The sequence below is a fragment of the Arthrobacter caoxuetaonis genome (assembly GCF_023921125.1).
Taxonomy (GTDB): domain Bacteria; phylum Actinomycetota; class Actinomycetes; order Actinomycetales; family Micrococcaceae; genus Arthrobacter_B; species Arthrobacter_B caoxuetaonis.
Genome location: NZ_CP099466.1, coordinates 3,124,057 through 3,148,956, shown reverse-complemented (window position 1 = coordinate 3,148,956; position 24,900 = coordinate 3,124,057). Strand labels below are relative to the sequence as shown.

Sequence of the window (24,900 nt, the reverse complement as noted above, 5' to 3'; positions counted from 1 at the left end):
CGGCCGGACGAACCGTAAGGATGGACATGTTTGCTTCCGAAGGACAGGCGCTGCTGCCGGGGCTGGTGTCCCTTCGGCGGGACATCCACCGGGAACCCGAGGTTGGCCTCCATCTGCCGCGGACCCAGGCGAAGATCCTGGACGCCCTGGACGGCCTGGGGTTGGAGATCACCACCGGCAAGTCGCTGAGCTCGGTAACGGCAGTGCTGCGCGGCGGCGAGGACGGACCCGCTGTCCTGCTGCGCGGAGACATGGACGCCCTGCCGGTCGAAGAACTGACCGACCTCGAGTACGCCTCCACAAACGGCGCGATGCACGCCTGCGGGCATGACCTGCACGTGGCCGGCCTGGTCGGAGCAGCGAGGCTGCTTGCCGCGCAGCAGCGGGACATCTCCGGGAGCGTCGTCTTTATGTTCCAGCCGGGAGAAGAGGGCGACGGCGGTGCCGGCCTGATGATAGACGAGGGCGTCCTCGAGGCCGCAGGGGAGCGCCCCGTGGCGGCCTACGGCATCCATGTCCGTCCCGGTCCGCTCGGTGTTTTCCGCACCAAGCCCAACACCCTGATGGCGGGAGCCAACGAGCTGCGGATTACCGTCCACGGCTCCGGCGGGCACGGCTCCCAGCCGCACAACGCGCTTGATCCCGTTCCGGCCCTGGTCGAGATTGCAGCTGCCCTGCAGGTCATGGCTACCCGGAAGTTCTCTGTCTTCGATCCGATCGTCCTGACTGTGACCCAGCTGGAGGCCGGCCGCGCCATCAACGTCATCCCCGACAGCGCGAGCCTGGGCGCCAGTGTGCGCACGCTCTCGGCGGAATCGGTGGATCGGCTGATTATCGAGACCAAGGCGCTCGCCGACGGCATCGCGGCCGCCCATGGCTGCACCGCGGAGGTCAGCTTCGAGATCCTCTATCCGATGACCGAGAACGATCCCTCCCGAACGTTTGAAGCCATGCGGGAGCTGCGCGAGCTCTTCGGCGAAGAACGCGTGATCCAGTCCCGTGATCCGCTGATGGGCTCGGAGGACTTTTCCCTGGTGCTGCAGAAGATCCCCGGCACGTTCCTGTTCCTGGGGGCGACTCCACCGGACGTTGATCCCGCCACCGCTGCATGGAACCACTCGCCGCGGGTGCTCTTCGACGATTCGGTCCTGGCTGACCAGGCCGCGGCCCTGGCACAGCTGGCATTCAACCGGCTGACGTAGTTTTCGGGGCTTGGCCCGCACGCCTTCCCAACCCTCGTTGCTGGTGTGACCCTCTGTGGTCACACCAGCAACAGTGCTAACGAGGGCTGGGATACAGGGCTTCGGGAGCGTAGGAGGCAACGTTCTGCTGCGCCAGCTCGATGAACCGCAGGGCTTTGGCAGACAACGTCCGTCCTGCCGGCCAGACAACGGATACCCGTTCCAGGTGGGGCTGCGGGTCCAGTGCGCGGGCCAGGACCGGCAGGCCTTCGTAGCTTGAAGGGTTCCGCGGGCGCTGGATGAACAGTGAGTAACCCAGCCCCTGTGCCACCAGCGAGCGGGCCAGTTCGAAGTGGCGGGTCCGGTGCCGGATGGTGGGTGAGAGGCCCTGGGCCGTGAAATAGGACAGGATGTCGTCAGCACTGGGCGGCGCGTCGAGCAGGATCAGGGGTTCGTTTTCCAGATCCTTGGCCCTTACGACGTCGCAGTCAGCGAGCGGATGCCCGGCAGCAAGGATCACATGCATTGCGGTGTCATACAGCCATGCGGTTTCCACCCTGCGGTCCAGATGCATGTTGTACATGATCGCCAGTTCCAGGTCTCCGGCTTTGAGCTGCTGCAGCAGGGTCTCCTGGTCGGTGGGATGAATGCTCAGTTCCACCTCCGGGTGCAGCCGTTCGAACAGCTTCACCAGCTGCGGCAGGATCGTGGGGGCCAAGGACGGATAGCAGCCGACGGCGAGTGGACCCGCCAGTTCACGCGCACCGGCCGTCGCCTCGAGGTTGTCCGCCGACCGGAGAAGTGAAAGCGCCTGTTCAAACACGTACTGTCCGCTCGCAGTTAGCACCACTCCGTGGGATTTGTGCCGGGTGCACAGCTGCGATTTCAGGATCCGCTCCAGCTCGTCCAGGGCAGCTGCCATGGCCGATCGGGACACATGTTCCCTGGCGGCGGCAGCACTGATGCTCCCGGTGGAAGCGATGGCACAGAAGTAGCGCAGCTGGCGAAGGGTGAACTGGCTCATCGGTACCGCCTGGAAACTGGGGCCCGGTGGCCCGGCCGGGACCATTAGCTAGTCCAGGCGGCGGTTCCGGGTCTCGGGCATAGTCAGGATCACCACCGTGCTGACGGCGCAAAGGACCATGATGTAGACAACAAATATCACATGCAGGCCGATGCTCGAGAGCCACGTATTCAGGTAGGGGGCCGTGCCTCCGAAGATCGCGGCGGAGGTCGCGTAGGCAATGCCGATCAGGGTTGCCCGCAGCCGGGTAGGAACCAGTTCGGCGAACACCGCACCCAGCGGGGCGCAGTTCGCGGCCAGGAGGATGGAAGCCATAGCGACGGTTCCGAACAGTGAGAACGGGCTGGAGCCCAGGCCAAACTCCAACGGAATGGCGGCGACGATAAAGCCGATGCTGAAGACCAGCAGGACCGGACGACGTCCCCAGCGGTCCGACGCTGCGCCCATAAGCGGAATAGCCAGCAGGAACACCGCCTGCCCGCAGAGTCCTGCAACCAGTGCCGACGTCGGATCCATGCCGTGCACGGACACCGCATAACCGGGGGCAAAAATGAACCAGGTGTAGAAGGCCACCACGCCGCTGATGGTCAGTCCCACAATCTGCAGGGTGCCGCGGCGGTTGGCTGCGAGCTGCCTGAGGGTCCAGCGGATGCCGGTCTCATGATCGGTCTTGGATGCGGCGTTGGCTTCATAGACGGAGGACTCGCTCATGGTGCGGCGGATGTAGATGGCGTAGAGGCCCAGCAGCGCACCGATTGCGAAGGGTATGCGCCATCCGTAGCTGGCCATGTCCTCTTCCGAAAGCACGGCGGTGAGGACGGCACCCAGGCCGGTGGCCAGCATGGAACCGATCCCGACGCCGATCCACGGGCTGGAAGCCCAGAGACCGCGCCGCCCTTCCGGTGCGACTTCAGCGAGGTAGGTGAATGCTGAGCCGGTTTCGCCGCCGTGGGAAAGGCCCTGAACCAGCCGGGCAAGCAAAAGAAGAATGGAAGCAAAGACCCCAATGGCATCGAAATTCGGTGCTACGGCAATCACGAGGCTGCCGAGTGCAGCCAGGGCAATGGCGAGCGTCAGGCTAAAGCGCCGGCCTCTTTCATCAGCGATTCGTCCAAAGAGCCAGCCGCCAATGGGCCGCATGAGGAAGCCGACGGCAAAAATGGCAAGTGTGGAGAGGAGAGCTGAAACTGGATTATCCGTTTTGAAGAACTGCGCGGCAAAGAACGGCGCGAAGATCGCGTAGATGTTCCAGTCGAACCATTCAAGGGTGTTGCCGATATTGACGGCAACGAGATCGCGCCGCCGCTTGCCGGTGCTGACTCCGGATGTTCCGGTATGCGTAACCGTGGGACTCATTGCTCCTCCATTGCAGCGTGGCCTGAGCCTGCAGCCGGCAGGCATTCATGGACTAACTATCAGAGCAATAGTTGAGAAGGTCAACGGTATAAAACCGGCCTCTGATGTTGGGAAAAGAGTCATCGCGCAGCTGCGGCTGCACGCGATAGCCTCATGGACATGTCTCCCGCCGCTCCTGCTCTTTCGTATCTGGCCACTGTTTCCGTTGAAGTGGGCGAACCCGTCGAGGTTGGCCAAACTGCAGCCGGACTGCGGCGCATCATCCCCATCCTCGGAGGAAAGGTGGAAGGCCCAGCACTGCGAGGCACTGTTCTCCCCGTCGGCGCTGATTTCCAGCTCCTGCGCACCTCCACGCTCACCGAGCTGGAAGCCAAATACGCCATAGAAACGGACGACGGCGAACGTCTCTACGTGAACAACTTCGGACTGCGCTCGGGCAGCGAGGAGGATATTGCCGCCCTGCTGCGCGGTGAGGCTGTAGCCCCGGAGAGAATCTATTTCCGCTGTACCCCGAAGATTGAAGCGCCCGACTCCGGTGCCTGGGCATGGCTCTCCAGCCGGATACTGATCGGCACTGGTATCCGCCTCCCGAATGAGGTGCGGCTGGAAATCTATACGGTGGACTGATCCGGTTCTTCTGCAGTGGACCGCGGGCGGCACGGTGGTACGGCAATGGCACCCGAAGACGTATAGCGCGTTACGCCCCCACCCCCTAACGGAGTGAAACATTAGGTGTGGCCGGACCACACCAGTAACGTAAGTGGGCAATTTCGTTTCGGTGCCCATAGTGGCACAGCTCTACAGAAAGGGGGTGTCGGCGTGTCCGCAGCAGAAACCGGAACCGAACCCTCACTCAAGAAGGTCCTGGGCCGCATCGACGTGCTGGCACTGGGGTTCGGCGCCATGATCGGCTTCGGCTGGGTTGTCCTCACGGGAGACTGGCTCTCCAATGCCGGGACCGGCGGAGCGATCCTGGCCATGCTCACCGGCGGTGCCATCATGGCGATCGTGGGCCTGACCTACGCCGAACTGTGCGCAGCCATGCCCAAGGCAGGCGGGGAGCACAATTACATCCTGCGGGCCATGGGTCCGCGCACGTCCTTCATCGGCTCGTGGGCCATCATCGGCGGTTACGTCACGATCGTGGCCTTCGAAGCGGTGGCGCTGCCGCGCACGGTGCAGTACATCTTCCCCAACCTCAGCCAGATTCCGCTCTGGACAGTTGCCGGCTTCGAGGTGCACCTGACCTGGGCGCTGGTCGGTGCAGTGGCCGCCGTCGCCATTACCTGGATCAATATCCGGGGCGTAAAGGAAGCCGGCATCGTGCAGACGTTCGTCGTGCTGTTCCTGCTGGCCATCGGGCTGGTCATGATCGCCGGATCCTTCACCGGCGGCAGCGCCGCGAACATGGATCCCTGGTTCACCGGGGGCATGAACGGTTTCTTTGCCGTGCTGGTCGTGGTGCCGTTCCTGTTCATCGGCTTCGACGTCATTCCGCAGTCCGCCGAGGAAGTAAACATCCCCGCACGGCAGATCGGCCGCCTCGTGGTCATTGCCGTCATCCTCGCGACCATTTGGTACGTGATGGTCATCCTCACGACGTCCTCCGCCATGTCCGCGGGTGACCTGGCCGGCACAGACATCGCCACAGCCGACGCCGTCGGCGCCATGTTCAACTCCGATTTGATGGCCAAGGTCCTGATTGCCGGCGGCATCGCAGGCATCCTGACGTCTTGGAACTCCCTGCTCATGGGTGCCTCGCGACTGATGTATTCGCTGGCACGCTCGGGCATGCTTCCGGCCTGGTTCGGCCGCCTGCATCCGAAGTACCACACGCCGCACAACGCCCTGCTGTTCATCGGCGGACTCAGTGTCCTGGCTCCCTTCGGCGGTGCGCAGATGCTCGGCTGGCTGGTGGACTCCGGTGCCCCGAGCATCGTCCTCGCCTACACGCTGGTTGCTGTGTCCTTCCTGATTCTGCGCAAGCGCGAACCCGAAATGGACCGGCCGCTGCGCGTCGGAGGCAAGGGCAAGGGCGGAATCGCCATCGGCATCGCGGCTGCCATTCTGGGCACCGCGCTGTTCAGCCTCTACATGCCCGGCATGCCTGCGGCCCTGGGCATCCAGCCATGGCTGCTGTTCGGTCTCTGGTGGGTCATCGGCCTGGCGATGTTCTTCCGGGTCCCCGGCGGCATCAAGCCCGGCCCTGACGCAGAAGAGCACGTCCTGGCGAAGCTCCGCGAACGGGACGCCTCCCGCCGCTGACGCCTCAATAGCCCAGGCAGTAAACGTACGACGGCGGTCGCCCACCCGGGCGGCCGCCGTCGCGTTTTCGGTTCAGCCGAGCCGTTTCAACGCATCTGCACGGTGAACAGCGTGCAGATCGGTGGCGTCACTGCGCACCTTGTACTGCGGCTCATCCTCCGAACACAGCCGCCGGCGTCCCATGAACTCGAAGTCAGCGGTGTGAACCTCAGTGATTTCCCCCGTGACGGAACCTGTGCGCGAGTTCCACCGCACCCGGTCGCCAACTTTGAATTGCTCACTCATGCCCAGAGTCATAGCACCGCAACGGCTCCATGTAACGGGTAGCTGGCCCTCAAGTGGACCCAGCGGTGAACTTCACGGCGAGTGCACCCTAGGCAGCTATGTTACTGACGGGTAATATAACGGCATGCACCTGATCTTTCGCACCCTGCTGCTCCTGTTGACCGCACGCCGCCGCAGGCCGCGGCTGGACATTTTCGATACTTCATCGCTGCCCATGCGGGTCCTGCCTACAGATCTGGACTTCGCCAACCACGTCAACAATGGCATGTACCTCTCCCTCATGGACCTGGGCCGGTTCGACCTGATGATCCGCAGCGGCTTCTGGGCGGAGATGCGGCGCCAGGGCTGGGGCCCGGTGGTCAGCAACGAGACCATCAGCTTCCGCAAGTCGCTGGGGCCGTGGCAGCGGTACAGCATCGAAACGAAGATCGTCGGTTTCGACGAGCGGGCGATCTACTTTGAGCAGCGCATGGTTGCCGACGGCGAGATCTACGCCAGCGCCGTTATCGCCACCCGCATGGTCTCCAAGAAGGGGCCGGTCACGAATGAGGAAATCTTCGCTGCCGCCGGCAGTCGTCCTCCGGAAGACCTTGAGCTGCCGGAATGGATTGCCGAATGGCGGGCCAACGTCGCCCTTCCCGGGGCACGCCGGCCGGCACCTCATGCCTGGGCTGCCTGACTTACCCTTGACTGCCCGTTGCAGCTGACCGAGCCTAGACAGACCGCAACCAGCGGTGACCGGCGTTTTCAGGTGCGGAGGTGTCCGTCGTGAGGCTGACCGTCAATTCCTTCCTGAGCATGGACGGCGTTATGCAGGGGCCCGGCGGGGCGGATGAAGACCGGTCCAACGGGTTCGACCGCGGCGGATGGCTGGTTCCCATGGCGGACGAAGGTATGGACGAAGTCGTTACCGGCTGGTTCCGGCAGGCCGATGCGCTGCTGCTCGGACGTTCGACGTATCAGATGATGCAGCCGTACTGGGAACCGGTCGAGGACCCGACCGATGTTGTTGCCGAGGCACTGAACCACCTGCCCAAGTACCTGGTATCCAGCACGGTCACCGAGCCCAGCTGGCGCAACACCACGGTGATCTCCGGGGATGTGGTGCGGGCCGTGGCCGAGCTCAAGGACCAGGGGCATGGAGAACTGCAGGTGCACGGCAGCCATAAGCTGGCCCAGGCCCTCTATGCCGCTGGGCTCGTGGACGAATACCGGCTGCTGATCTTCCCGGTGGTGGTTGGCACAGGTAAACGTCTGTTCGAAGACGGGTGCCTGCCGTCATCCTTCCTGGTTACCGGATCGCAGATAACCAATTCCGGCGCAGTATCGCTGTCCCTGCTGCCCCGGCCGTTTACCGTCGCGGAGATGTAGGCCGGGGTTTCAGACCCCGCGGCGGGCCAGCAGCACGTTGTCGTGCACGACTGCCTGCTGTCCTTCCGGCCCCTCCACAGTGCGCGGGATGGCCTCGGCCGTTTCAATCTCCCAGCCCAGAGCGTCAAGTCCCAGGGCCGCGGCGAGTTCGATTGCCGTCGGCAGCGCCGGATCGGGGGCCGGATGGCGGCCCCACGGCGGAAAGTCCTGGTGCCCGACGACGAGCAGGCGTCCGCGGGGTGCCACTGCGGCCACGGCGCGCTGCAGGATGGCGTCCCGGGGCAGTTCGGCGGGGGAGTGCAGGTACTGGGCGCAGACCAGATCGTAGCCGGGGCCGGATTCCGGAGTGTTTAGGGCCCAGGCCGCGAGGTCGGCCTGGATCCAGGTGACCAAATCGCCGACGCCGGCGTCCCGGGCGTGGGAAGCAGCGCGTTCCAGTGCCACGGAGGAGATGTCCATACCGGTAACCTGCCAGCCCCGTCTCGCCAGCCAGACGGCATCGGCTCCTTCGCCGCAGCCGAGCTCCAAGGCCGTGCCCGGATTCAGGTTCTCGATTTCCCGGACAAGCAGGGCATTGGGGTTACCGCTCCAGACCTGGTCCTTCGCGCGGTAGAAGCCGTCCCAGAATGCGTCCGGGTCCTGCGGCGGGGGTGCGTCGTCGTGGTGATGCATGACGTGAATTTTAGTCTGGTTGGTCCCCGGGTGCAGACCCCCAGGTCCCGTGGACAAATAGAAAGGCCGGTACCGCCCCCCTCGGGGCTGCGGTACCGGCCTTTCATCGTCGGTGGTGCGCTCTGTCCGCGCCGCTCCTAGTGCTGCGAGCGGCGGCTGCGGGCCGAGATCAACAGGGCCAGCGGGATCAGCAGCAGGACCACCGGGATCAGGACCGCCAGGATGGCCGGGGAGGTGAGGATTTCTCCCGGTGTCATGGCGGAGGTGCGTTCCAGCATGGTTCCGGCGCCGGCGGAGATTTCACCGTTGCCGTCGGCGAGCGTGACGGTGCCGTCGGCCAGCTTGCCGTTGCCTTCAGCCAGGTCCGCCGCGCCGGTCTTCAGCGTGGTGGTGCCGTCCTTGAGCGTCTTGGCACCGTCGTCCAGCTTGAGCATGCCTTCATTCAACGAATCCGAACCGGAGAGCAGGCGGCCGGAGCCGTCGGCCAGCTTGGCGTTGCCCTCGGAGAGCGAGTAGGCGCCGGCTTCCAGCGTGCCGAGGCCGGTGGTGAGGGTTCCTGCACCGTTGGCGAGCTTGGCGTTGCCTTCGGAGAGGCTGTAGGCGCCGGACTCGAGGGTCACGAGGCCCTGGTTGAGGTTCTGGGCGCCTGCGGACACCTGACCGGCTCCGGCGTAGAGCTGTTCAACGCCGGCGACTGCTGTGTGTGCACCGGCCGCCAGGGCGGGGGCCTTGGTGTTCAGCTCGCCGAGGCCGCCGGATACTGCATCAGCACCGTAAACCAAACCTCCCTGGTGAACGACAGTTCCGAACTTGGTCTCGTGTTTCGGCAGTCGAGGATCGCCCTTGAGGCCGATGTCGATGCCTGCGACAAGACGTTCCAGGCCTTCGAGCTTGTCTGCAGCATCTACTAGCTTGTCCAACTTTCCGGGCGGAATAAATGTGCCTTCCAACGGCTTGAGGTCCAATGCAGCTTGCCGAAGCTCGGCAGCGCCTGCTGAGTTTCCAGAACGGGAGTACGGCGTGAGGTCCGCAGAGATCTTCGTGTAAGCCGTAAGGCCGTCCTTCGGATCCGGCAGCAGATTGATCGCTGCGTAGACATCGCTGACGCCCTTGCTGAGCTCCTGAGAGCCCGGGGTCAGCTGCCCGATTCCTTCAACTGCAGCATCAGCGCCGGCGGCCAGCTCCTTTGACCCGCCGACCAGCGGTTCCATCTTCGTGTGCAGCTCGCTTGCTCCTGCAGCCAGCTGCTCGGAGCCTTCACGGGCGGTCGTTGCACCCGTAGCGAGCTTGTTCGCTCCCTCCGAAGCAGCGTAAGCACCATTGGCCAGGGTGGAAGCACCGGTGTAGGCATTCGTAGCACCGGTGGCGAGCTTGTTGGCACCCTCAGAAGCGGCAGCGGCGCCGTCGTTCAGGGTGGCCGCGCCCTCGTTCAGTGACGTGGCGCCGGTCTTGGCGGTGCCGATGCCCTTGGCCAGGGTGTCAGCGCCGTCGTCAAGCTTCGCGCTGCCGGCAGCAACTTTGTCGGCACCCTCCTTCGCAGCAGCAGCGCCGTCCTTCAGGTCGCCGGCACCGGCAGAGGCGCGCTCCGCTCCTTCGGACAGCTGGGCAGCACCGTTGGAGACCTGGTTCGTAAAGAGCACAAAGAAGGTCAGCAACAAGACCAGGAACAGGGCCAAGAGGCCGGTCAGAATGGTGTGCGGCCGGTTAGTGGACCGGCCGGACGTGGAACTCGTCATTGAATATCCCTTTTCTGGTTCAACGTCGGTCTTGAGACCGCTCGGACTGCGGGCAGTGCCGTGCTGGCCCCCGCCTTCTTGGTGCGCCGTCCGGGTCTGTCCTGCGTCATGTGGTGTCTTCTGCAGGGGTTACCGACGGGTAGGAATGTGATGTCGGTTACATCTAACTTACTCTTCGGTAACAACGCAAGGGTTTCGGAAAAATAGTTACCGGCCGGTAGGTTGCAGTTCCCGCACGAGTGTGATCTGACGTCAGGCGGCGTGTCGGATACTCCGGCGGAACGGAATGCACCATGCTGGGGCGCACAGGCCGGTGCCGCCCTGGCGGCACCGGCCAGCCAATTGACGTGCTGGGTGAAACTGGGAGTGCAATATGAGCTGGCTGGACCGTGACCGCATCATCGCCCCGCCGGGGTTCAACCGATGGTTGATCCCTCCGGCAGCGCTGGCCGTTCATCTCTGCATCGGCCAGGCTTACGCCACCAGCGTGTACAAGACCGCATTGGTGGAGTACTTCGATGCCAGCCTCACGCAGATCGGCGTGATCTTCTCCGTCGCAATCGTGATGCTGGGCCTCTCGGCAGCCATCATGGGTACCTGGGTCGACCGGAACGGTCCCCGCAAAGCCATGTTCGTCTCGGCAGTCTTCTGGTCCGGCGGCTTTATGGTCGGGGCACTGGGTATCTTCACCCAGCAGCTCTGGCTCGTCTACGTGGGCTACGGATTCCTCGGCGGCATCGGGCTGGGCATCGGTTATATCTCGCCGGTCTCCACACTGATCAAGTGGTTTCCTGACCGGCCGGGCCTCGCCACAGGCATGGCAATCATGGGCTTCGGCGGCGGTGCGCTGATCGCCAGCCCCGTCTCATCGGCTCTGCTGGCCTTCTACGATCCGGACTCCGGATCCCCCGGATGGGTGGCCAGCGGCGACGCCGTCGGCAAGCTTTTCCTCACGCTCGGCGTTGTCTACCTGATCTATATGCTCTACGGGGCATGGACGATCAGGGTCCCCGCGGACGACTGGAAGCCGAAGGGTTTCGACCCGGCCACAGTGGCAAAGAAGCCGCTGGTCACCACGGCCAACGTGTCGGCGTCGAACGCCATCAAGACGAAGCAGTTCTGGCTGGTCTGGATCGTGCTGTTCTGCAATGTCACGGCGGGCATCGGCATTCTGGAACAAGCGGCGCCGATGATCCAGGATTTCTTCCGCCAGCCCGACGGCGCCTCCCTGGTCACCGCTGCGGTGGCCGGCGGCTTCGTTGGACTGCTCTCCATCGGCAACATGGGCGGCCGGTTCGTGTGGTCCTCCACCTCCGACGTCATCGGCCGCAAACGGATCTACATGGTCTACCTCGGGGTGGGCGCTGTCTGCTACGTGCTGCTGGCGCTCTTCGGATCCACGTCCACCATCCTGTACGTGCTGCTGGCCTTCGTGATCCTCTCCTTCTACGGAGGAGGATTCGCTACCGTTCCGGCCTACCTGCGGGACCTTTTCGGGACGTTCCAGGTGGGGGCCATCCACGGCCGGCTCCTTACCGCGTGGTCCGCGGCCGGAATAGCCGGACCGCTGATCGTGAATTCATTCCTCGATGCGCAGGGAACACCAGGTGAACTGACAGCCGAGGCCTATCAGCCTGCACTGCTAACCATGGTGGGATTGCTCATCATCGGCTTCATCGCCAACCTGCTGGTCAAACCAGTGGCCGACAAATACCACGAGTCCACGGGCAAGGCACGGGCCGCAGAATCGGATGCGCCCGCAGACGAGCAGCAGCCCGAGGCTGCCCCACAGGAAGGAAACCGATGAGCAAGGTTCAACTGACCATCAGCTGGCTGCTGGTAGGCATCCCGCTGGCCTACGGTGTTTTCCAGACGCTTACCAAGGCCGCAGCACTCTTCGGCTGAAGGAATGCACAGCCCGCGGCGCTCCAGCAGGCGCCGCGGGCTGTGTAATCCGGGGATCGGTGCAACGCTTGAAGGGCAAATCCATTCACCCGTGCGGGCGGGGTCTGCCTGCGCGGAGATAGGAGTACGCCATGAAGGCTCTTCAGTACCGCAGCATCGGCTCCGCCCCGGAAATCGTGGAGATCGACACTCCGGAGCCCGGACCCGGGCAGATCCGCTTGAAGGTGACCGCGGCCGGGGTGTGTCATTCGGACGAATACATCATGTCCCTGCCTGAGGACCAGTACATCTACGGGCTGCCCCTGACGCTGGGCCATGAAGGCGCCGGAACGGTGGACATGATCGGCGAGGGTGTGAAGCACATCGAAGAAGGACAGTCGATGGCCATCTACGGGCCCTGGGGCTGCGGTCTCTGCTACGAATGCTCCTCGGGCCGGGAAAACTACTGCCGGAATGCAGCCAAATACGGCATTGCCCCTCCCGGGCTCGGTGCCCCCGGAGCCATGGCCGAGTACATCATTGTGGACAGCGCCCGGCACCTGGTTCCGCTCGGCGACCTGGACCCGGTTCAGAACGTCTCCCTGACGGACGCAGGCCTGACTCCCTACCACGCGATCAAGGGATCCCTGGAAAAGCTGCCCTCGGGTTCCACCGCAGTCGTCATCGGAGTGGGCGGCCTGGGGCACGTGGCGATCCAGATCCTCCGCTCGCTCACCGCGGCGACCGTCGTCGCCCTGGACATCGACCCGGCGAAGCTGGACCTGGCGACCTCTGTGGGCGCCCAGTACGCCTTCCCGTCCGAACACGGGACGGTGGACATCATCAAGGACCTCACCCGGGGGCTGGGGGTGGACGCCGTCTTCGACTTCGTGACGAACCAGGCAACGCTGGACATGGGCCAGGCGATGGTCCGGTCGCAGGGTGACCAGGTACTGGTGGGAGTCGGCTCCGGCACGCTGAAGGTGGGCCTCACCGCGACAGCCTCGTGGGAGACCTCCATCCGTGCTCCCTACTGGGGCTCGCGGACTGAGCTGTTCGAAGTGCTGGACCTGGCCCGCGATGAAGGCCTCAACGTGCACACCGAAGTCTTCTCCCTCGAGGATGCTCCGGCGGCCTACGAGAAGCTGAAGAGCAACCAGCTTGTGGGCCGAGCGGTTGTAGTTCCGTAGGCATCGCCGGCAGGCTCAGGCCGAGCCGCCGGCGACCAGGAGCCCACCGTCGAGCGTAAGGATCTGCCCGGTGACCCAGGCGGCGTCGTCGGACGCGAGGAAGGCTGCTCCGGCCGCGACATCTTCCGGGCTGCCCAGCCGGCCCAGGGGATAGGACCGGGCAACCTTCTCCTCTCGGCCCTCATAAAGGGCCCGGGAGAAGCGGGTCCTGACGACGGCGGGTGCCAGCGCGTTCACGCGCACCGCCGGTGCGAGTTCGACGGCGAGGGAACGGGTGAGCTGCTCCAGCGCGGCCTTGCTGATCCCGTACCAGGCGATGCCCTTGGCCGGTGTTTGGGCGCTCACGGAGGACATATTGATCACCGACCCGCCTCCGTCCAGGAAACCGGCCCGGGGATGCCGGCAGGCCGCCTGCACCCAGCCCAGGGCAGCCAGGACATTCACTTCCATGATCTTCCGCGCCGCATCCAGGTCCAGGTCCAGCAGCGGACCGTAGACCGGATTAGTGCCCGCATTGTTCACGAGGACATCCAGCCGGCCGAACTCCCGGGCCACCAGGTCGAGGACCTCGCGCTGATGGATCGGATCTGCTGAGTTCCCCGCGGCAGTCAGGACCGTCCCCTCCGGGAAACCCGCAGCCGCGTCCAGGAGGGGAGGCTCCTCGCGGGCGGTCAGGAGCACGCGGGCACCTTCGTCCACGAAGCGCCGGGCAATGGCAAGGCCAATACCGCGGCTTGCTCCGGTTACGACGGCGGTGCGGCCTTCCAGCCGGCGGAGGCGGCCGGACTTATGTCCGGCGGAGCTGTTCACGAAGGTCCCTCCCAACTGGCAGCCGTCTGGCTGGGGTGAGTCTGGTCCAGGGCCCGCTGGCGTGTCAAGGCATACGGTGGCCGGAAGCACCGGATCCGGACGGGTCAAAGCACCCACGTTCCATTGACGCCCAAGACAGCGTGTCATTAGGGTCGAGCACAACCTCAGCGGCGATGGCGCCACTGGACCCAGCCAGGGGAGGCCCACCATGCCGCTCTACGCCTACCGCTGTTCCCACTGCAGCGATTTCGAGCTCCACTCACCCATGCAGCAGGTTCGCGATGAAGTCCCCTGCCCGGACTGCGGCGGGGCGTCGAAGCGGCTCATCACCGCACCGTACCTTTCCAGGGCCTCGTCGAGTGCCTACAAGCTGATCGAAGGCACCGCACGCACTGCCGCTGAACCAGCAGTGGTGACTTCGCCCGGGGCATGGCCCCGCCGAAGCAGCGGGACAACCTCCAATCCGCTGCACCAAAAGCTCCCCAGGCCTGACTAGCTCCCGGACCTGTTCGGCTCCATATGTCTGACTAAGGACGCAGTATCCCCTCGAAGGAGAAATTATGCCGAAAGTCGTCTTCCCGCTGGATTCTTCGAAAAAGTTCGAGGACCAGGAAAAACCGGGCCATAACCGGTGGCACCCGGAAATCCCGCCGGTGGCGGTGGTAAAGCCCGGAGAGTCCTTCCGCGTTGACTGCCGGGAATGGTTCGATGGCGCGATCGTCAACGACGATTCTGCTGAGGACATCCTGAACGCACCGCTGCTTACCGTACACAAACTCAGCGGACCCTTCGGTGTGGAAGGTGCCAAGCCGGGAGACCTGCTGGTGGTGGACATCCTGGATGTCGGGCCGATTCCGCAGGAGGACTCCGGTCCGCTGGCAGGGCAGGGCTGGGGCTACACCGGGATCTTCGCAAAAGAGAACGGCGGCGGGTTCCTCACCGATCAGTTCCCGGACGCCTACAAGGCGATCTGGGACTTCAACGGCCAGACCGCAACCTCCCGCCACGTTCCCGGCGTCTCCTTTACCGGCCTGATCCACCCGGGCCTGATGGGCACCGCGCCGTCGGCCGCCCTGCTCGCGAAGTGGAACAAGCGCGAGGGAGACCTGATCGCCACCGATCCCCAGCGGGTCCCGCCGCTCGCGCTGCCGCCTGAAGCTGAACATGCCGTACTGGGCGGTGTGCCACGGGATGACTGGGCCCGGGTGGGCGGCGAAGCTGCGCGCACCGCACCTCCGCGGGAGAACGGCGGCAACCAGGACATCAAGAACCTCTCCAAGGGATCCCGGATCTTTTATCCGGTCTTCGTGGACGGCGCCAACCTGTCCGTGGGGGACCTGCACTTCTCCCAGGGCGACGGCGAGATCACCTTCTGCGGTGCCATCGAGATGGGCGGGTTCATCGACCTGCGCGTGGACATCATCAAGGGCGGGATGGACACGTACGGCGTCCACGAGAATGCGATCTTCATGCCGGGCAACGTGGACCCGCACTTCAGCGAGTGGATAGCGTTTTCCGGCACCTCGGTGACGCTCGACGGCGAGCAGCGGTACCTCGATTCGCACCTGTCCTACCAGCGGGCCTGCCTGCATGCGATCGACTACCTGACCAAGTTCGGCTACAGCCCGGAGCAGGCGTACCTGCTGCTCGGAGCCGCACCGATCGAGGGCCGGCTCTCCGGCGTCGTGGACATCCCGAACTCATGTTCCACGGTGTACATCCCGACGTCGATCTTTGACTTCGATGTGCGCCCGTCGGCCTCCGGGCCGTTCCAGATTGATCCCGGCATCGGAGCACCGCACGCCTCGAACCGCTGAGCAGTCAACCCGACGAACTGCCTGCCCCGGAGCCCGTCCGGGGCAGGCAGCCTGGTGCCTGGGCCCTTTCTGCCGTCCATTCCTGGGCAAGCCGGCATGCGGTGCCGTAGTGGCCAGGTTCCGGCACAAGGACGAGCCTGTTTGCATGGTCACTGTATTGGACCAGAATGTTGACCCCGCAGTCTCCGAGCTGTTTGGCCAGTGCTCCAAGCTGTCCGGGCGTGCCCTGATCCAGCTTCACCGTAACGACGGGGCTGACGGTCACCGGCCCCATCCCGGCGGATTCCAGTGCTGCCTGGGCCGTAGCCGCATCATTGACCAGGAAATGGGCGACGCCAGACCCATGGTGGGTGAACACACCGCCGCCCTCAAGGCTCACTCCAGCGCGGCCGAGCACCTCGCCGAACTCTCCCAGTGCTCCCGGTCGGTTCGGCAGGGTGAGACCGATGTCCCGCGGGCTATTCATGCTTCGGCCACCGTGGGCTGCAACCGAACCCGGCAATTTAGGGTGTTCCCGATGTAGCACCCGCGGTGTGCCTGTTCGAGGGCGGTCCGCACACTCTTGTGGTCCGTTCCTGCCGGGACCCGGATGGTAGGGCTCAGGACAACTTCCGTCATCCGAACTGGTTCGGTGCCGGTGTCCAGGACGGAAGCCGCCCTGTCCTCGTAGGAGCGGATATCGAGCCCGGTCCGACTGGCCAGCGCCAGGAAGGACAGAAGCAGACAGGAACTCGCTGCTGCGGTCAGAAGCTGTTCAGGATTGAGCAATTCCTGATCTCCCCGGAAAACAGGGTCGGCGCTGAGGCGAAGTTCCTGTGCAGCAGGCGGAGCAGCGGCCGAGTGGTCTCGGGAGTAGGAACGATAGCCTCCGGCTGTCGTTCCGTTCCATGCAATGTGGGCACTGTATGTGTGCTGTGTCATGGATGGACCGTACTGCCGCAACTGTTCGGTATACGCCGAAGAATGCCGGACGTACAGTGATGCCGTGGGCAGGGATTTCACGGCGCTGGGACACGCGCTTTCCGCGGCGGCGCGGTCAACGATGCTGAATCTGCTGATGGACGGGAGCAGTCGTCCTGCCTCTGAGCTTGCTGCGGCCGCCCGCGTCAGCCCCTCAACCGCCAGCGAGCATCTCAGAATACTGGTCGACGCAGGATTGGTCTCTGCCACTTCGAGGGGCCGCCAGCGGTTCTACCGGGTGAAGGACCCTGCAGTTGCCCAGGCCTTGGAGCATCTGGGCACTTTATGCGCCGAGACACCCGTTGTCTCCTACCGGCAGAGCACTGATGCGCGTCGGCTCGCCCAGGCCCGCCTCTGCTATGACCACCTCGCCGGGCGCCTGGGAGTCGCCCTCACTGACTCGATGACGGCAATGCTCTGGTTGTCCGCTGAGGAGGGAAGCCTCTGGGTTACGGAAACCGGCATGGATGGGCTGGCTTCCTTGGGAATCGTGCTGCTCAGCGACCAGCCGAGCAGGCGTCCGCTGTGCCGTTCCTGTCCCGACTGGACGGAAAGACGCCCCCACGTTGCCGGGCGCCTGGGTGCGCTGCTGGCCGGCCACGCCCTCACCCAGGAGTGGGTCAGGCCCGCCGCCAGGAGCCGGGGCCTCACGATTACCCCTCACGGTGCAGCGGCGTTCAAACTCCACTGGGGTGTAGACCTGCAGGGCGGTCAGGTCTGAGAATTGCACTGCGCCGTCCTCCCCGGACCCGGCGATTCGGGGCAGGGGAGGACCGCAGGAGGCTACCGGTAGTTTCGGTGCAGGTTCTCCTTCGGAGTGCCGTCCGTGGCCGTGGTCGAGATCCAGGGGCCGGTGCCCTCGGATTGGTCCAGCACGCCTTCTTCCAGCCACGTGTAGTTCCCGTCGAGGACCTTCTTGGACAGCCGGTGGTCCTCCGGATCCGAGTTGTTCCAGAGTTCGGTGAACAGGGCGTCCACCCGCACCCGGGACTGGGCGCAGAAGGTGTCTGCCAGCTCGTAGGCTGAGGCGCCTTCAGCCGGATCATTCTGCCGGATGGTCTCGGCCTTCATGCAGGACGCGGACATGGCGAACAGTTCCGCACCGATGTCCACGATCCGTCCGAGGAACGCCTGGTGGTGTTCCAGCCCGGCCTGCCACCGTGCCATGCCGTAGAAGGTGGAGCGGGCGAGCCTCCGGGAGGCGCGCTCGGCGAAGCGCAGATGCTTGGCCAACGGGCCGAAGTCGGCGTACGACGTCGGCACGTTGCCGTGGCCGACGGCCAGGGTGGGCAGCCACTTGCCATAGAAGCCGCTGGCTTTGGCACCTGCCTTCACCTTGCTGGTCAGGGATGCGTCCGCGACGGCCAGGTCGCCGGCGGCTTTCAGATGGGCATCCACTGCTTCCCGGGCAATCAGCAGGTGCATGATCTCCGTGGAACCTTCGAAGACGCGGTTGATGCGCTGGTCGCGCAGCTGCTGCTCGGCCGCTACGGCACGTTCGCCGCGGGCCGCTAGGGAGGCCGCTGTCTCGAACCCGCGTCCGCCGCGGACCTGGACCAGCTCATCGGCAATGTTGTAGGCCATTTCGCTGGCCCACAGCTTCGCCAGCGCTGCTTCGATGCGGATGTCCTTGGTTCCGGCGTCGGCCATTTCCGCCGAGAGCTCGAACACCGCCTCCAGGGCGAACGTGGTGGCGGCGATGAAGGCCAGTTTCTTGCCCACGGCCTCGTGCCTGCCAATGGGCCGGCCCCACTGTTCGCGGGCGCCGGACCAGCCGCGGGCGATCTTCAGTGACCATTTGGCTCCTGCCGTACACATGGCCGGGATGGAAAGCCGCCCGGTGTTCAGCGTCGTCAGGGCGATCTTCAGTCCCTGGCCTTCCCTGCCCACCCGGTTCGCGGCCGGGACGCGCACGCCGCGCAGCCGGGTGACACCGTTTTCAATGCCGCGCAGGCCCATGAAGTTGTTCCGGTTCTCCACGGTGATTCCCGGAGCATCCATCTCCACGATGAAGGCGCTGATGCCGCCCTTCTGGCCGTCGTGCGGCGGGACTGCCGCCATGACTACCACCAGTTCAGCGATCACGCCGTTGGTGGTCCAGAGCTTCACACCGTCCAGCACATATTCGCTGCCGTCTTCCGAGGGCACCGCCGTGGTGCGCATCCTCGCCGGGTCCGAACCGACGTCGGGCTCAGTGAGCAGGAAGGCGGTGATGGCGCCGGCGGCGCAGCGCGGCAGGTACTCCCGGCGCTGTTCCTCAGTGCCGAAAACCTTCACCGGTTCCGGAACACCGATGGACAGATCCGCAGAAACGAGAGCGCCGAGACTGGGATGGACGCTGCCCAGGATCATCAGGGCGCGCCCGTAGTGCAGCAGTGAAAGGCCCAGCCCGCCGTACTTTTGCGGGATCTTGATCCCGAAGACGCCCAGCTCGGCGAGTCCCGCGAGGTAGTCATCCGGAATGACGCCGGTTTGTTCAATGAGCTGGCCGTCCATGGTGGTGCAGTAGGCGGTCAGGTCCTGCAGGAACTTTTCAGCCCGCTCCACCTCGGCGGGAGGGAGGGGCGGATGCGGGCGGATCAGGGAGAGGTCGAAGTCGCCCATGTAGATTCCCTTGGCGAAACTGGGCCGGGCCTCATCGGTAATTCGGGACGCTTCGGCGACGTCGCGCGCGTCCTTTTCACTCACGCTGCGTTCACGCAGCCTGCGGACTGAATCGTCTTCTCCGGTATTTTGGGCATCCTGCAAGTTCGTTGAACTCATGTGTTTCCCCTAGGTCAGGGCCGCTCCCCCTGCAGCCTCGGCTGGCTGTGCCGACCATGCTACGCGTTCCTACTGGCCGGTAAAGGGGAAAGCCGAAGAACCGGAGTATGCCGGGATGAAACACCTTTCCGGCGCCGGAGCGGGGCCGTCGGCGGAACGCAGCGCAGCGGAACGCAGTTCAGACTCAGCTGCGGGTGGACGCAGCCGCCGAAACGGGTAGGGTACCCGGCATGGCTTGGATGGAGACCGAACGGCAGGCACTCGTGCAGACGCTTCACGGCACCGACCGGGACGCGCCCACCCTGTGCGGGGGATGGAACGTCTCGCGGCTGCTGGCCCACCTGGTCCTGCGGGACCAGGAACCCTGGAAGCTCGTCGGGGATATCCTCCGGCGCGATCCTCCGGGCCGGGAGAAGGCACTGGGGGTCCTGGTCGAAGAAGCACGCACCGACGCCGGGTACCGTGCACTGGTTGACCGCTTCGCGGCCGGACCGGCGGCCTGGTCGCCGGTGGGCTGGGGCGGGGATGCAGCCAACCTCATCGAATACGTGGTGCACCACGAAGACATCCGCCGCGGCGGCGGGGACGTTCCGCCCCGTGAACTGCCGCGCGGAGAGGAAGCCGAGCTGCGGCGCCGGCTTCCCGTGATGGCCAAGCTCCTTTATCTGCGCAGCCCCGTCGGCGTCGTCCTGGAACTGCCAACCGGGGAACAGACACGGGTCCGCGGAGGAGAGAAGTACGTGACGGTTTCCGGCGCGATCGTTGAACTGGTCCTCCACACTCTGGGACGCAGGAAAAACGCCCGGGTGGATATCGCTGGAGATTTCGAGGCACAGCGGGCATTTGCACGCTTCACCAGCCCCTAAGAGGCCCCAGGGTTGACACCTTCCCCCGGGTGGCGGTTTGGATTGTAAGTATACTGAGGATTCGGACGCCAAAGTAAAGCTATCTCAGGGGGACCAGAGAAATGCAGAACGAAGGGAATTGGGAAGCCATCCGCTTGCTGTCCACAGCGGCGAGGATGCTGCGCCGCGAAATGGATAACAGCCTGCGCGCCATGGGCCTGACCCAGGAACGCGTCACCGCGTTGAAAGTCCTGCGCGACGCGGGGCCGATGCGGCGGGCGGAACTGGCCCGAAGATTGCGTGTTACGGCGCAGACACTGGGGACGACGCTCGTGAGCATGCGCGAACAAGGGCTCGTGAAGGAACTTGGCGAAGGGGCCGGAGATGCTCCCCGCCGGGCTGTGGAGATCTCTGAGCATGGCCGCGTGGCCCTGGATAACGCGATCAAGCTGGAGGGCCAAAGCCTCACCGCCGAGCTCCGTCCAGCCCTGCGGAAGGAGCTGATCACGCTGATCACCGAACTCGAGAGCAACCGCCAGTACGGCATCGCCGGGACGGCCGGAGCCTCCTAGGAAATCCGCCGGCCGGCAGGTGCACGGCTGCGCGGTAACGTTGAATCCATGAGTGAAGGCATCCGGGTAGCGGCAGCAGACGAAATCGGTGAAGGCGAGGCAGTTACCGTCGACGCACGTGTTGCGGGGACGGCGGACGACATCGCCGTCTTCCACAGCGACGACGGCAACTTCTACGCCCTGAATGACACCTGCACCCATGAAGAGGCTTCGCTGTCCGAAGGCTGGATTGAAGACGGCGAGGTGGAATGCCCGGTGCATTCGGCCCGCTTCTGCCTCAAGACGGGGCAGGCGCTGTGCCTTCCGGCCACCGTGAACGCGGTGGCGCACCGGGTGGAAGTCGTTGATGGGGACGTCATCCTGCACCCGGGCGACGCTCCCGCCGGTTCCTAGCGGTGGAGGACTTCACTTCTGGTTCCGGTGCCGCCCGGTCCGTGCTGATTATCGGCGCCGGTCCTGCTGGGTTCAGCGCTGCCGCGGAACTGCGCCGCCGGGGCTTTGACGGGACGATTGACCTCATCGATCCATCGGGGGAGGCCTACGACAGGCCCCCGCTCAGCAAGGCGTACCTTGCCGGCACCCTGGACCGCGGTGCCCTTGCCCTCGCCGGCCCGGACTGGTTCCAGGAGAACTCCGTGCGCATCACTGCAGGCACGGCGGAACGGATCGCCCCGGACAGCGGCACCGTCACTTTGGACGGAGGCGCCCTGCTGCACGCCGACGCCCTGCTGCTCGCCACCGGAGGCACCGCGCGCAAGCCGCTTTTCCCCGGCGCCTCGCTGGTCCATACGCTGCGTAACCGGGACGACGCCGATGCGCTCCGGGCCACGCTCGGCCCCGGCAAACGGCTGGCCGTCATCGGCGCGGGACTGATCGGCGCGGAAGTGGCCTCCACCGCCGTGTCCCTGGGGTCCGCCGTCGTGCTGATCGATCCGGTGCCCGTCCCGCTGGTGCCGGCATTCGGCCCTGAACTGGCTGCGCACCTGCATGGAATGCATGCCGCCGCCGGGGTCGAAACGCGCACCGGACTCCCTGTGGACGTCATGGAAGAGGATGAGGGCCTGGCCGTGCTCATGGATGACGGGTCGCTGACAGTGGCCGACGCTGTCCTTGCCGCCGTCGGCATGGAACCCGATACTGCGCTCGCCGAGGCCGCCGGGATCCGGGTAGACGGCGGCGTGCTCGTCGACGCCCGCGGCCGCACCAGCCATCCGCGCGTTTTCGCCGCCGGGGACGCTGTCCGCCGGACGACTGCCGGAATGCCGGAACGCAGGAATGAGCACTGGGATGCGGCCGTCCGTTCGGGCCAGGCTGCCGCCGCAGGCATCCTGGGGCAGGAGCCGGAAGCTGATGCCGTGCCGTGGTTCTGGACCGACCGCTATGGTGTGCACGCTGAAGCCGTGGGCAGCCTGAACGGGAAAGGCACAACCGTGCGCCGCGGAATCCCCGGCCCGGGATACGTTGTCTTCCAGATCTCACCGGCCGGCGCACTGGCAGGCGCTGCAGGGATCGACGCCGGCCAGGAGCTTCGCGCCGCGCGTCGCCTGATTGCGCTTGGCGCACCCGTCGATCCGCTCGAACTCGCCGACCCGGCCACCGACCTGCGACGCCTGGCCCGGTCCCGCCGCTGACCAGCACGCCATGGCAGACGTCATACGTGGATTAGGGCACATCTGCGTTGCGTATTTAGGGCGCCCGTAGGTTAGCCTTTCCTTGCCGGGAAAAGTCCGGCACTTCCCGTCCAATACTGCAACATCAAGGAGCCCAAATGGCCCTGTCCCGCATGCGCAGCCTTGCGGCCGTCGCCGCCGTCGCCGTGCTGTCCCTGTCTGCCTGCTCCACCGGTTCCACGTCGGATACGGGCACCGAAAGCACCGCCGGCTCCAGTGACCAGTTCCCGGTCACCATCGAGCACGCTTTCGGTGAAACGACCATCGAATCCGCTCCGGAGCGCGTGGCAACCGTTTCCTGGGTGAACACGGACACGGCCCTGGCACTCGGCGTCGTGCCCGTTGGCATGCCGCTGTACGAGTGGGGCGGGAATGAAAACGGCACGACGCCGTGGATCGACGACGCGCTCGAGGAGCTCGGTGCTCCCATTGGCTCTGACGACGCACCCGTCCAGTACTCCGAGACGGACGGCATCAACTTCGACGAGATCGCTGCCACCACTCCGGACGTGATCCTGGCCGCGTACTCAGGCATCACCGAAGAAGAGTACGAGAAGCTCACTGCGATTGCGCCCGTCGTCGCCTACCCCGAGACGCCGTACTACACGTCCTGGCAGGATTCGGCAGCGATGATCGGGAAAGCGCTCGGCAAGAGCGACGAAGCAGCCCAGCTGGTGGAAGATACCGAAAAGGCGATTGCCGACAAGGCCGCCGAGTACCCCGATCTCGCCGGGACCAGCTTCATTTACGGCAACTTGGACACGACCGCCGGTGCCGACCAGATTTCCATCTACACCTCGGGTGATAACCGGCCCAAGTTCCTGAAGGAGCTGGGCATGGTTCAGGCGCCGATCGTGGATGAAAACGCCCCCGAGGACGCCTTCTACCTGACCTGGTCGCCGGAGCGCGCCAATGAGCTGGAGGCGGACCTCTTCGTGAGCTGGGTTGCCGATGACGCCGCCAAGGAAGCCATCACCGCCGATCCGCTTTTGAGCCAGATTCCTGCGCTCAAAAACGGAGGGCTTGTCGCTGATTCTGACAACACGCTGACGCTGTCCATCTCGGCAGCCAACGTGCTGAGCATCCCCTACGCCCTGGATAACTTCGTTCCCCTGCTCGGGGAGGCTGCAGCACAGGTCAAGTAGGCCGCTGCGCGTTTCAAAGTGCCCCTCCACGCCGCACCGGAGGGGCACTTCGGCGTTAAAGGACCCAGATCACAGAATTGGACAGGACCCCGGGCAGGTTTGCCATGATCGGCTCCATGCAGGAATTCTTCGACGCCCTTGAACCGATTCGCCCGCTGATCGCCGTCGTCATGGCAGTGGCCGCCGCGCTGATCGCGGCCCGGATTGTCCGCGGCTCTGCAACGCGGCTGTTCCGCAAAGTCCCCCATATCCGGGATGTGACTGCCCTCGGGCGGAACCCGCTGCGTTTGGTCCTGGCGCTGATCGGTACCCGGATCGCCCTCGGCGCCACCGCACGGGCAGAGTCCTGGTACATGACGGTGGATTACGTGCTGGTGATCGGGCTGATCGCTGCCCTGGCGTGGCTCGCCGTCGTCACCCTGCTGATCGTCGAGGCGATCATCCTGACCAAGTACGACACCGACACCAAGGACAACCGCCGCCTGCGCCGCCTGAAGACCCAGGTGATCCTGGGCCGCCGCGTCGCCGTCGCGCTGGTCATCACAGTTGCCGTCGCGTGCGTCCTGCTCACCATCGAGGAAGTCCGCGCGCTCGGTGCCGGCCTGCTGGCCTCCGCCGGTCTCCTCTCAATCGTTGCCGGCCTTGCAGTGCAGAGCACCCTCGGCAACGTCTTCGCAGGCCTGCAGCTTGCCTTCACCGACGCTATCCGGGTGGATGACGTGGTGGTCGTGGAAGGTCAGTGGGGGACCATCGAAGAAATCACCATGACCTACGTCGTGGTGCATATCTGGGATGACCGCCGGCTCATCCTGCCCTCGACCTACTTCACGTCGACCCCGTTCGAAAACTGGACGCGCACGCAGTCGGCGATCCTGGGCACCGTGGAACTCGACCTGGACTGGGATGCGCCAATCGGAGAACTCCGCTCCGAACTCAAGCGTGTCCTGGCCGGGACGGACCTGTGGGACGGACGGACCGGGGTGCTGCAGATCACCGACGCCATCAAGGGACTGGTCCGGGTCCGCATCCTGGTTTCCGCGCCGGACAGCGGAACGCTGTTCGACCTGCGCTGCCTGGTGCGGGAATCAATGGTTTCCTTCCTGCAGCAGAACCATCCGGCCGCCCTTCCGCGCCAGCGCTTCGAGGCGCTGGAGGGCGGCGTGCGGGAGTTTTCCGGACACCAGCGGCGGCGCCGCAGCGGAGCCCCGGAAGATACCAGCACATCGCAGCTGTTCACTGGCAGTATCGACGCCGTGGAACGGAACCGCAGTTTTGCCGGCCCCGGGCAGGAGGCGTGGGAGGACCGCGACGAGCGGGTGGAACGCTAGGTGTTGACAAGCCGGGGGGCACTCGG

At 65.0% G+C, this 24,900-nt stretch carries 26 protein-coding genes; 17 read left to right on the top strand and 9 right to left on the bottom strand.

Annotated elements, in window-relative coordinates:
- The first annotated feature begins 20 nt into the window (after positions 1 to 20).
- A complete protein-coding gene (locus NF551_RS14570) occupies positions 21 to 1,202 on the top strand; it encodes a M20 metallopeptidase family protein (RefSeq protein ID WP_423720910.1) in 1,182 nt (393 codons plus the stop codon).
- 76 nt (positions 1,203 to 1,278) lie between these two features.
- Here NF551_RS14570 and NF551_RS14565 read toward each other — a convergent pair whose 3' ends face one another.
- Both NF551_RS14565 and NF551_RS14560 read right to left on the bottom strand, forming a co-directional pair.
- A complete protein-coding gene (locus tag NF551_RS14565) occupies positions 1,279 to 2,205 on the bottom strand; it encodes a LysR substrate-binding domain-containing protein (RefSeq protein ID WP_227893959.1) in 927 nt (308 codons plus the stop codon).
- Positions 2,206 to 2,253: 48 nt separating this feature from the next.
- A complete protein-coding gene (locus tag NF551_RS14560) occupies positions 2,254 to 3,561 on the bottom strand; it encodes an MFS transporter (RefSeq protein ID WP_227893960.1) in 1,308 nt (435 codons plus the stop codon).
- A 159-nt stretch (positions 3,562 to 3,720) separates the two neighbouring features.
- Here NF551_RS14560 and NF551_RS14555 point away from each other — a divergent pair, with 159 nt between their 5' ends.
- Positions 3,721 to 4,188 carry a DUF3237 domain-containing protein gene (locus NF551_RS14555; RefSeq protein ID WP_227893961.1) on the top strand — a complete coding sequence of 156 codons (468 nt, stop codon included), beginning with the start codon at positions 3,721 to 3,723 and terminating at the stop codon, positions 4,186 to 4,188.
- 192 nt (positions 4,189 to 4,380) lie between these two features.
- Positions 4,381 to 5,826 (top strand): APC family permease, encoded by a 1,446-nt coding sequence (locus NF551_RS14550; RefSeq protein ID WP_227893962.1) that lies wholly within the window; start codon positions 4,381 to 4,383, stop codon positions 5,824 to 5,826.
- 72 nt (positions 5,827 to 5,898) lie between these two features.
- Here NF551_RS14550 and NF551_RS14545 read toward each other — a convergent pair whose 3' ends face one another.
- Positions 5,899 to 6,111: a hypervirulence associated TUDOR domain-containing protein gene (locus NF551_RS14545; protein ID WP_227893963.1), complete on the bottom strand. Its 213-nt coding sequence runs from the start codon at positions 6,109 to 6,111 to the stop codon at positions 5,899 to 5,901.
- 124 nt (positions 6,112 to 6,235) lie between these two features.
- Here NF551_RS14545 and NF551_RS14540 point away from each other — a divergent pair, with 124 nt between their 5' ends.
- Positions 6,236 to 6,790: an acyl-CoA thioesterase gene (locus NF551_RS14540; protein ID WP_227893964.1), complete on the top strand. Its 555-nt coding sequence runs from the start codon at positions 6,236 to 6,238 to the stop codon at positions 6,788 to 6,790.
- 80 nt (positions 6,791 to 6,870) lie between these two features.
- Complete coding sequence (locus NF551_RS14535; RefSeq protein ID WP_227893965.1) at positions 6,871 to 7,482, top strand: dihydrofolate reductase family protein; 612 nt, start codon at positions 6,871 to 6,873, stop codon at positions 7,480 to 7,482.
- A 9-nt stretch (positions 7,483 to 7,491) separates the two neighbouring features.
- On the opposite strand, the gene NF551_RS14530 is transcribed toward NF551_RS14535, so the two are convergent.
- Both NF551_RS14530 and NF551_RS14525 read right to left on the bottom strand, forming a co-directional pair.
- Positions 7,492 to 8,154 carry a class I SAM-dependent methyltransferase gene (locus NF551_RS14530; RefSeq protein WP_227893966.1) on the bottom strand — a complete coding sequence of 221 codons (663 nt, stop codon included), beginning with the start codon at positions 8,152 to 8,154 and terminating at the stop codon, positions 7,492 to 7,494.
- A 137-nt stretch (positions 8,155 to 8,291) separates the two neighbouring features.
- Positions 8,292 to 9,890 (bottom strand): hypothetical protein, encoded by a 1,599-nt coding sequence (locus tag NF551_RS14525; RefSeq protein ID WP_227893967.1) that lies wholly within the window; start codon positions 9,888 to 9,890, stop codon positions 8,292 to 8,294.
- Between the two features lie 373 nt (positions 9,891 to 10,263).
- On the opposite strand from NF551_RS14525, the gene NF551_RS14520 reads away from it, so the two are divergent.
- From NF551_RS14520 to NF551_RS14515, 3 genes are all read left to right on the top strand, one after another.
- The gene (locus NF551_RS14520) at positions 10,264 to 11,697 is read left to right on the top strand and encodes an OFA family MFS transporter (RefSeq protein WP_227893968.1); all 1,434 of its coding nucleotides are present in this window, start codon (positions 10,264 to 10,266) and stop codon (positions 11,695 to 11,697) included.
- Positions 11,694 to 11,795 carry an MFS transporter small subunit gene (locus NF551_RS19070; RefSeq protein WP_423720916.1) on the top strand — a complete coding sequence of 34 codons (102 nt, stop codon included), beginning with the start codon at positions 11,694 to 11,696 and terminating at the stop codon, positions 11,793 to 11,795. Before NF551_RS14520 ends, NF551_RS19070 begins: the two co-directional genes overlap by 4 nt.
- A gap of 131 nt (positions 11,796 to 11,926) precedes the next feature.
- Positions 11,927 to 12,964 (top strand): NAD(P)-dependent alcohol dehydrogenase, encoded by a 1,038-nt coding sequence (locus NF551_RS14515; protein ID WP_227893969.1) that lies wholly within the window; start codon positions 11,927 to 11,929, stop codon positions 12,962 to 12,964.
- A gap of 15 nt (positions 12,965 to 12,979) precedes the next feature.
- Here the strand turns inward: NF551_RS14515 and NF551_RS14510 are convergent, their stop codons facing one another.
- Positions 12,980 to 13,774, bottom strand: coding sequence for an SDR family oxidoreductase (locus tag NF551_RS14510; protein WP_227893970.1), 795 nt, complete (start codon positions 13,772 to 13,774; stop codon positions 12,980 to 12,982).
- Between the two features lie 208 nt (positions 13,775 to 13,982).
- Here NF551_RS14510 and NF551_RS14505 point away from each other — a divergent pair, with 208 nt between their 5' ends.
- Positions 13,983 to 14,270, top strand: coding sequence for an FmdB family zinc ribbon protein (locus NF551_RS14505; protein ID WP_227893971.1), 288 nt, complete (start codon positions 13,983 to 13,985; stop codon positions 14,268 to 14,270).
- A 64-nt stretch (positions 14,271 to 14,334) separates the two neighbouring features.
- Complete coding sequence (gene fmdA, locus NF551_RS14500) at positions 14,335 to 15,591, top strand: formamidase (RefSeq protein ID WP_227893972.1); 1,257 nt, start codon at positions 14,335 to 14,337, stop codon at positions 15,589 to 15,591.
- 4 nt (positions 15,592 to 15,595) lie between these two features.
- Here fmdA and NF551_RS14495 read toward each other — a convergent pair whose 3' ends face one another.
- Together NF551_RS14495 and NF551_RS19065 are read right to left on the bottom strand one after the other, a co-directional pair.
- Entirely contained in the window at positions 15,596 to 16,057 is a 462-nt protein-coding gene (locus tag NF551_RS14495; RefSeq protein ID WP_227893973.1) for an ACT domain-containing protein, read from the bottom strand.
- Positions 16,054 to 16,512 carry an OsmC family protein gene (locus NF551_RS19065; RefSeq protein WP_227893974.1) on the bottom strand — a complete coding sequence of 153 codons (459 nt, stop codon included), beginning with the start codon at positions 16,510 to 16,512 and terminating at the stop codon, positions 16,054 to 16,056. Before NF551_RS19065 ends, NF551_RS14495 begins: the two co-directional genes overlap by 4 nt.
- A 64-nt stretch (positions 16,513 to 16,576) precedes the next feature.
- Here NF551_RS19065 and NF551_RS14490 point away from each other — a divergent pair, with 64 nt between their 5' ends.
- Positions 16,577 to 17,272: an ArsR/SmtB family transcription factor gene (locus tag NF551_RS14490; RefSeq protein ID WP_227893975.1), complete on the top strand. Its 696-nt coding sequence runs from the start codon at positions 16,577 to 16,579 to the stop codon at positions 17,270 to 17,272.
- A gap of 62 nt (positions 17,273 to 17,334) precedes the next feature.
- Here NF551_RS14490 and NF551_RS14485 read toward each other — a convergent pair whose 3' ends face one another.
- Positions 17,335 to 19,314 carry an acyl-CoA dehydrogenase family protein gene (locus NF551_RS14485; RefSeq protein WP_227893976.1) on the bottom strand — a complete coding sequence of 660 codons (1,980 nt, stop codon included), beginning with the start codon at positions 19,312 to 19,314 and terminating at the stop codon, positions 17,335 to 17,337.
- 230 nt (positions 19,315 to 19,544) lie between these two features.
- Here NF551_RS14485 and NF551_RS14480 point away from each other — a divergent pair, with 230 nt between their 5' ends.
- The 6 genes from NF551_RS14480 (at position 19,545) to NF551_RS14455 (ending at position 24,874) form a co-directional block, all read left to right on the top strand.
- On the top strand, positions 19,545 to 20,180 hold the full coding sequence (locus NF551_RS14480) for a TIGR03085 family metal-binding protein (protein ID WP_227893977.1): 636 nt from the start codon (positions 19,545 to 19,547) through the stop codon (positions 20,178 to 20,180).
- Between the two features lie 101 nt (positions 20,181 to 20,281).
- Positions 20,282 to 20,731: a MarR family transcriptional regulator gene (locus tag NF551_RS14475; RefSeq protein ID WP_227893978.1), complete on the top strand. Its 450-nt coding sequence runs from the start codon at positions 20,282 to 20,284 to the stop codon at positions 20,729 to 20,731.
- A 48-nt stretch (positions 20,732 to 20,779) separates the two neighbouring features.
- Positions 20,780 to 21,124, top strand: coding sequence for a bifunctional 3-phenylpropionate/cinnamic acid dioxygenase ferredoxin subunit (locus NF551_RS14470; protein WP_227893979.1), 345 nt, complete (start codon positions 20,780 to 20,782; stop codon positions 21,122 to 21,124).
- A 2-nt stretch (positions 21,125 to 21,126) separates the two neighbouring features.
- Positions 21,127 to 22,362: an NAD(P)/FAD-dependent oxidoreductase gene (locus NF551_RS14465; RefSeq protein ID WP_227893980.1), complete on the top strand. Its 1,236-nt coding sequence runs from the start codon at positions 21,127 to 21,129 to the stop codon at positions 22,360 to 22,362.
- Positions 22,363 to 22,499: 137 nt separating this feature from the next.
- The gene (locus NF551_RS14460) at positions 22,500 to 23,546 is read left to right on the top strand and encodes an iron-siderophore ABC transporter substrate-binding protein (RefSeq protein WP_227893981.1); all 1,047 of its coding nucleotides are present in this window, start codon (positions 22,500 to 22,502) and stop codon (positions 23,544 to 23,546) included.
- 77 nt (positions 23,547 to 23,623) lie between these two features.
- A complete protein-coding gene (locus NF551_RS14455) occupies positions 23,624 to 24,874 on the top strand; it encodes a mechanosensitive ion channel family protein (RefSeq protein WP_341481681.1) in 1,251 nt (416 codons plus the stop codon).
- The last annotated feature ends 26 nt before the right edge of the window (positions 24,875 to 24,900 follow it).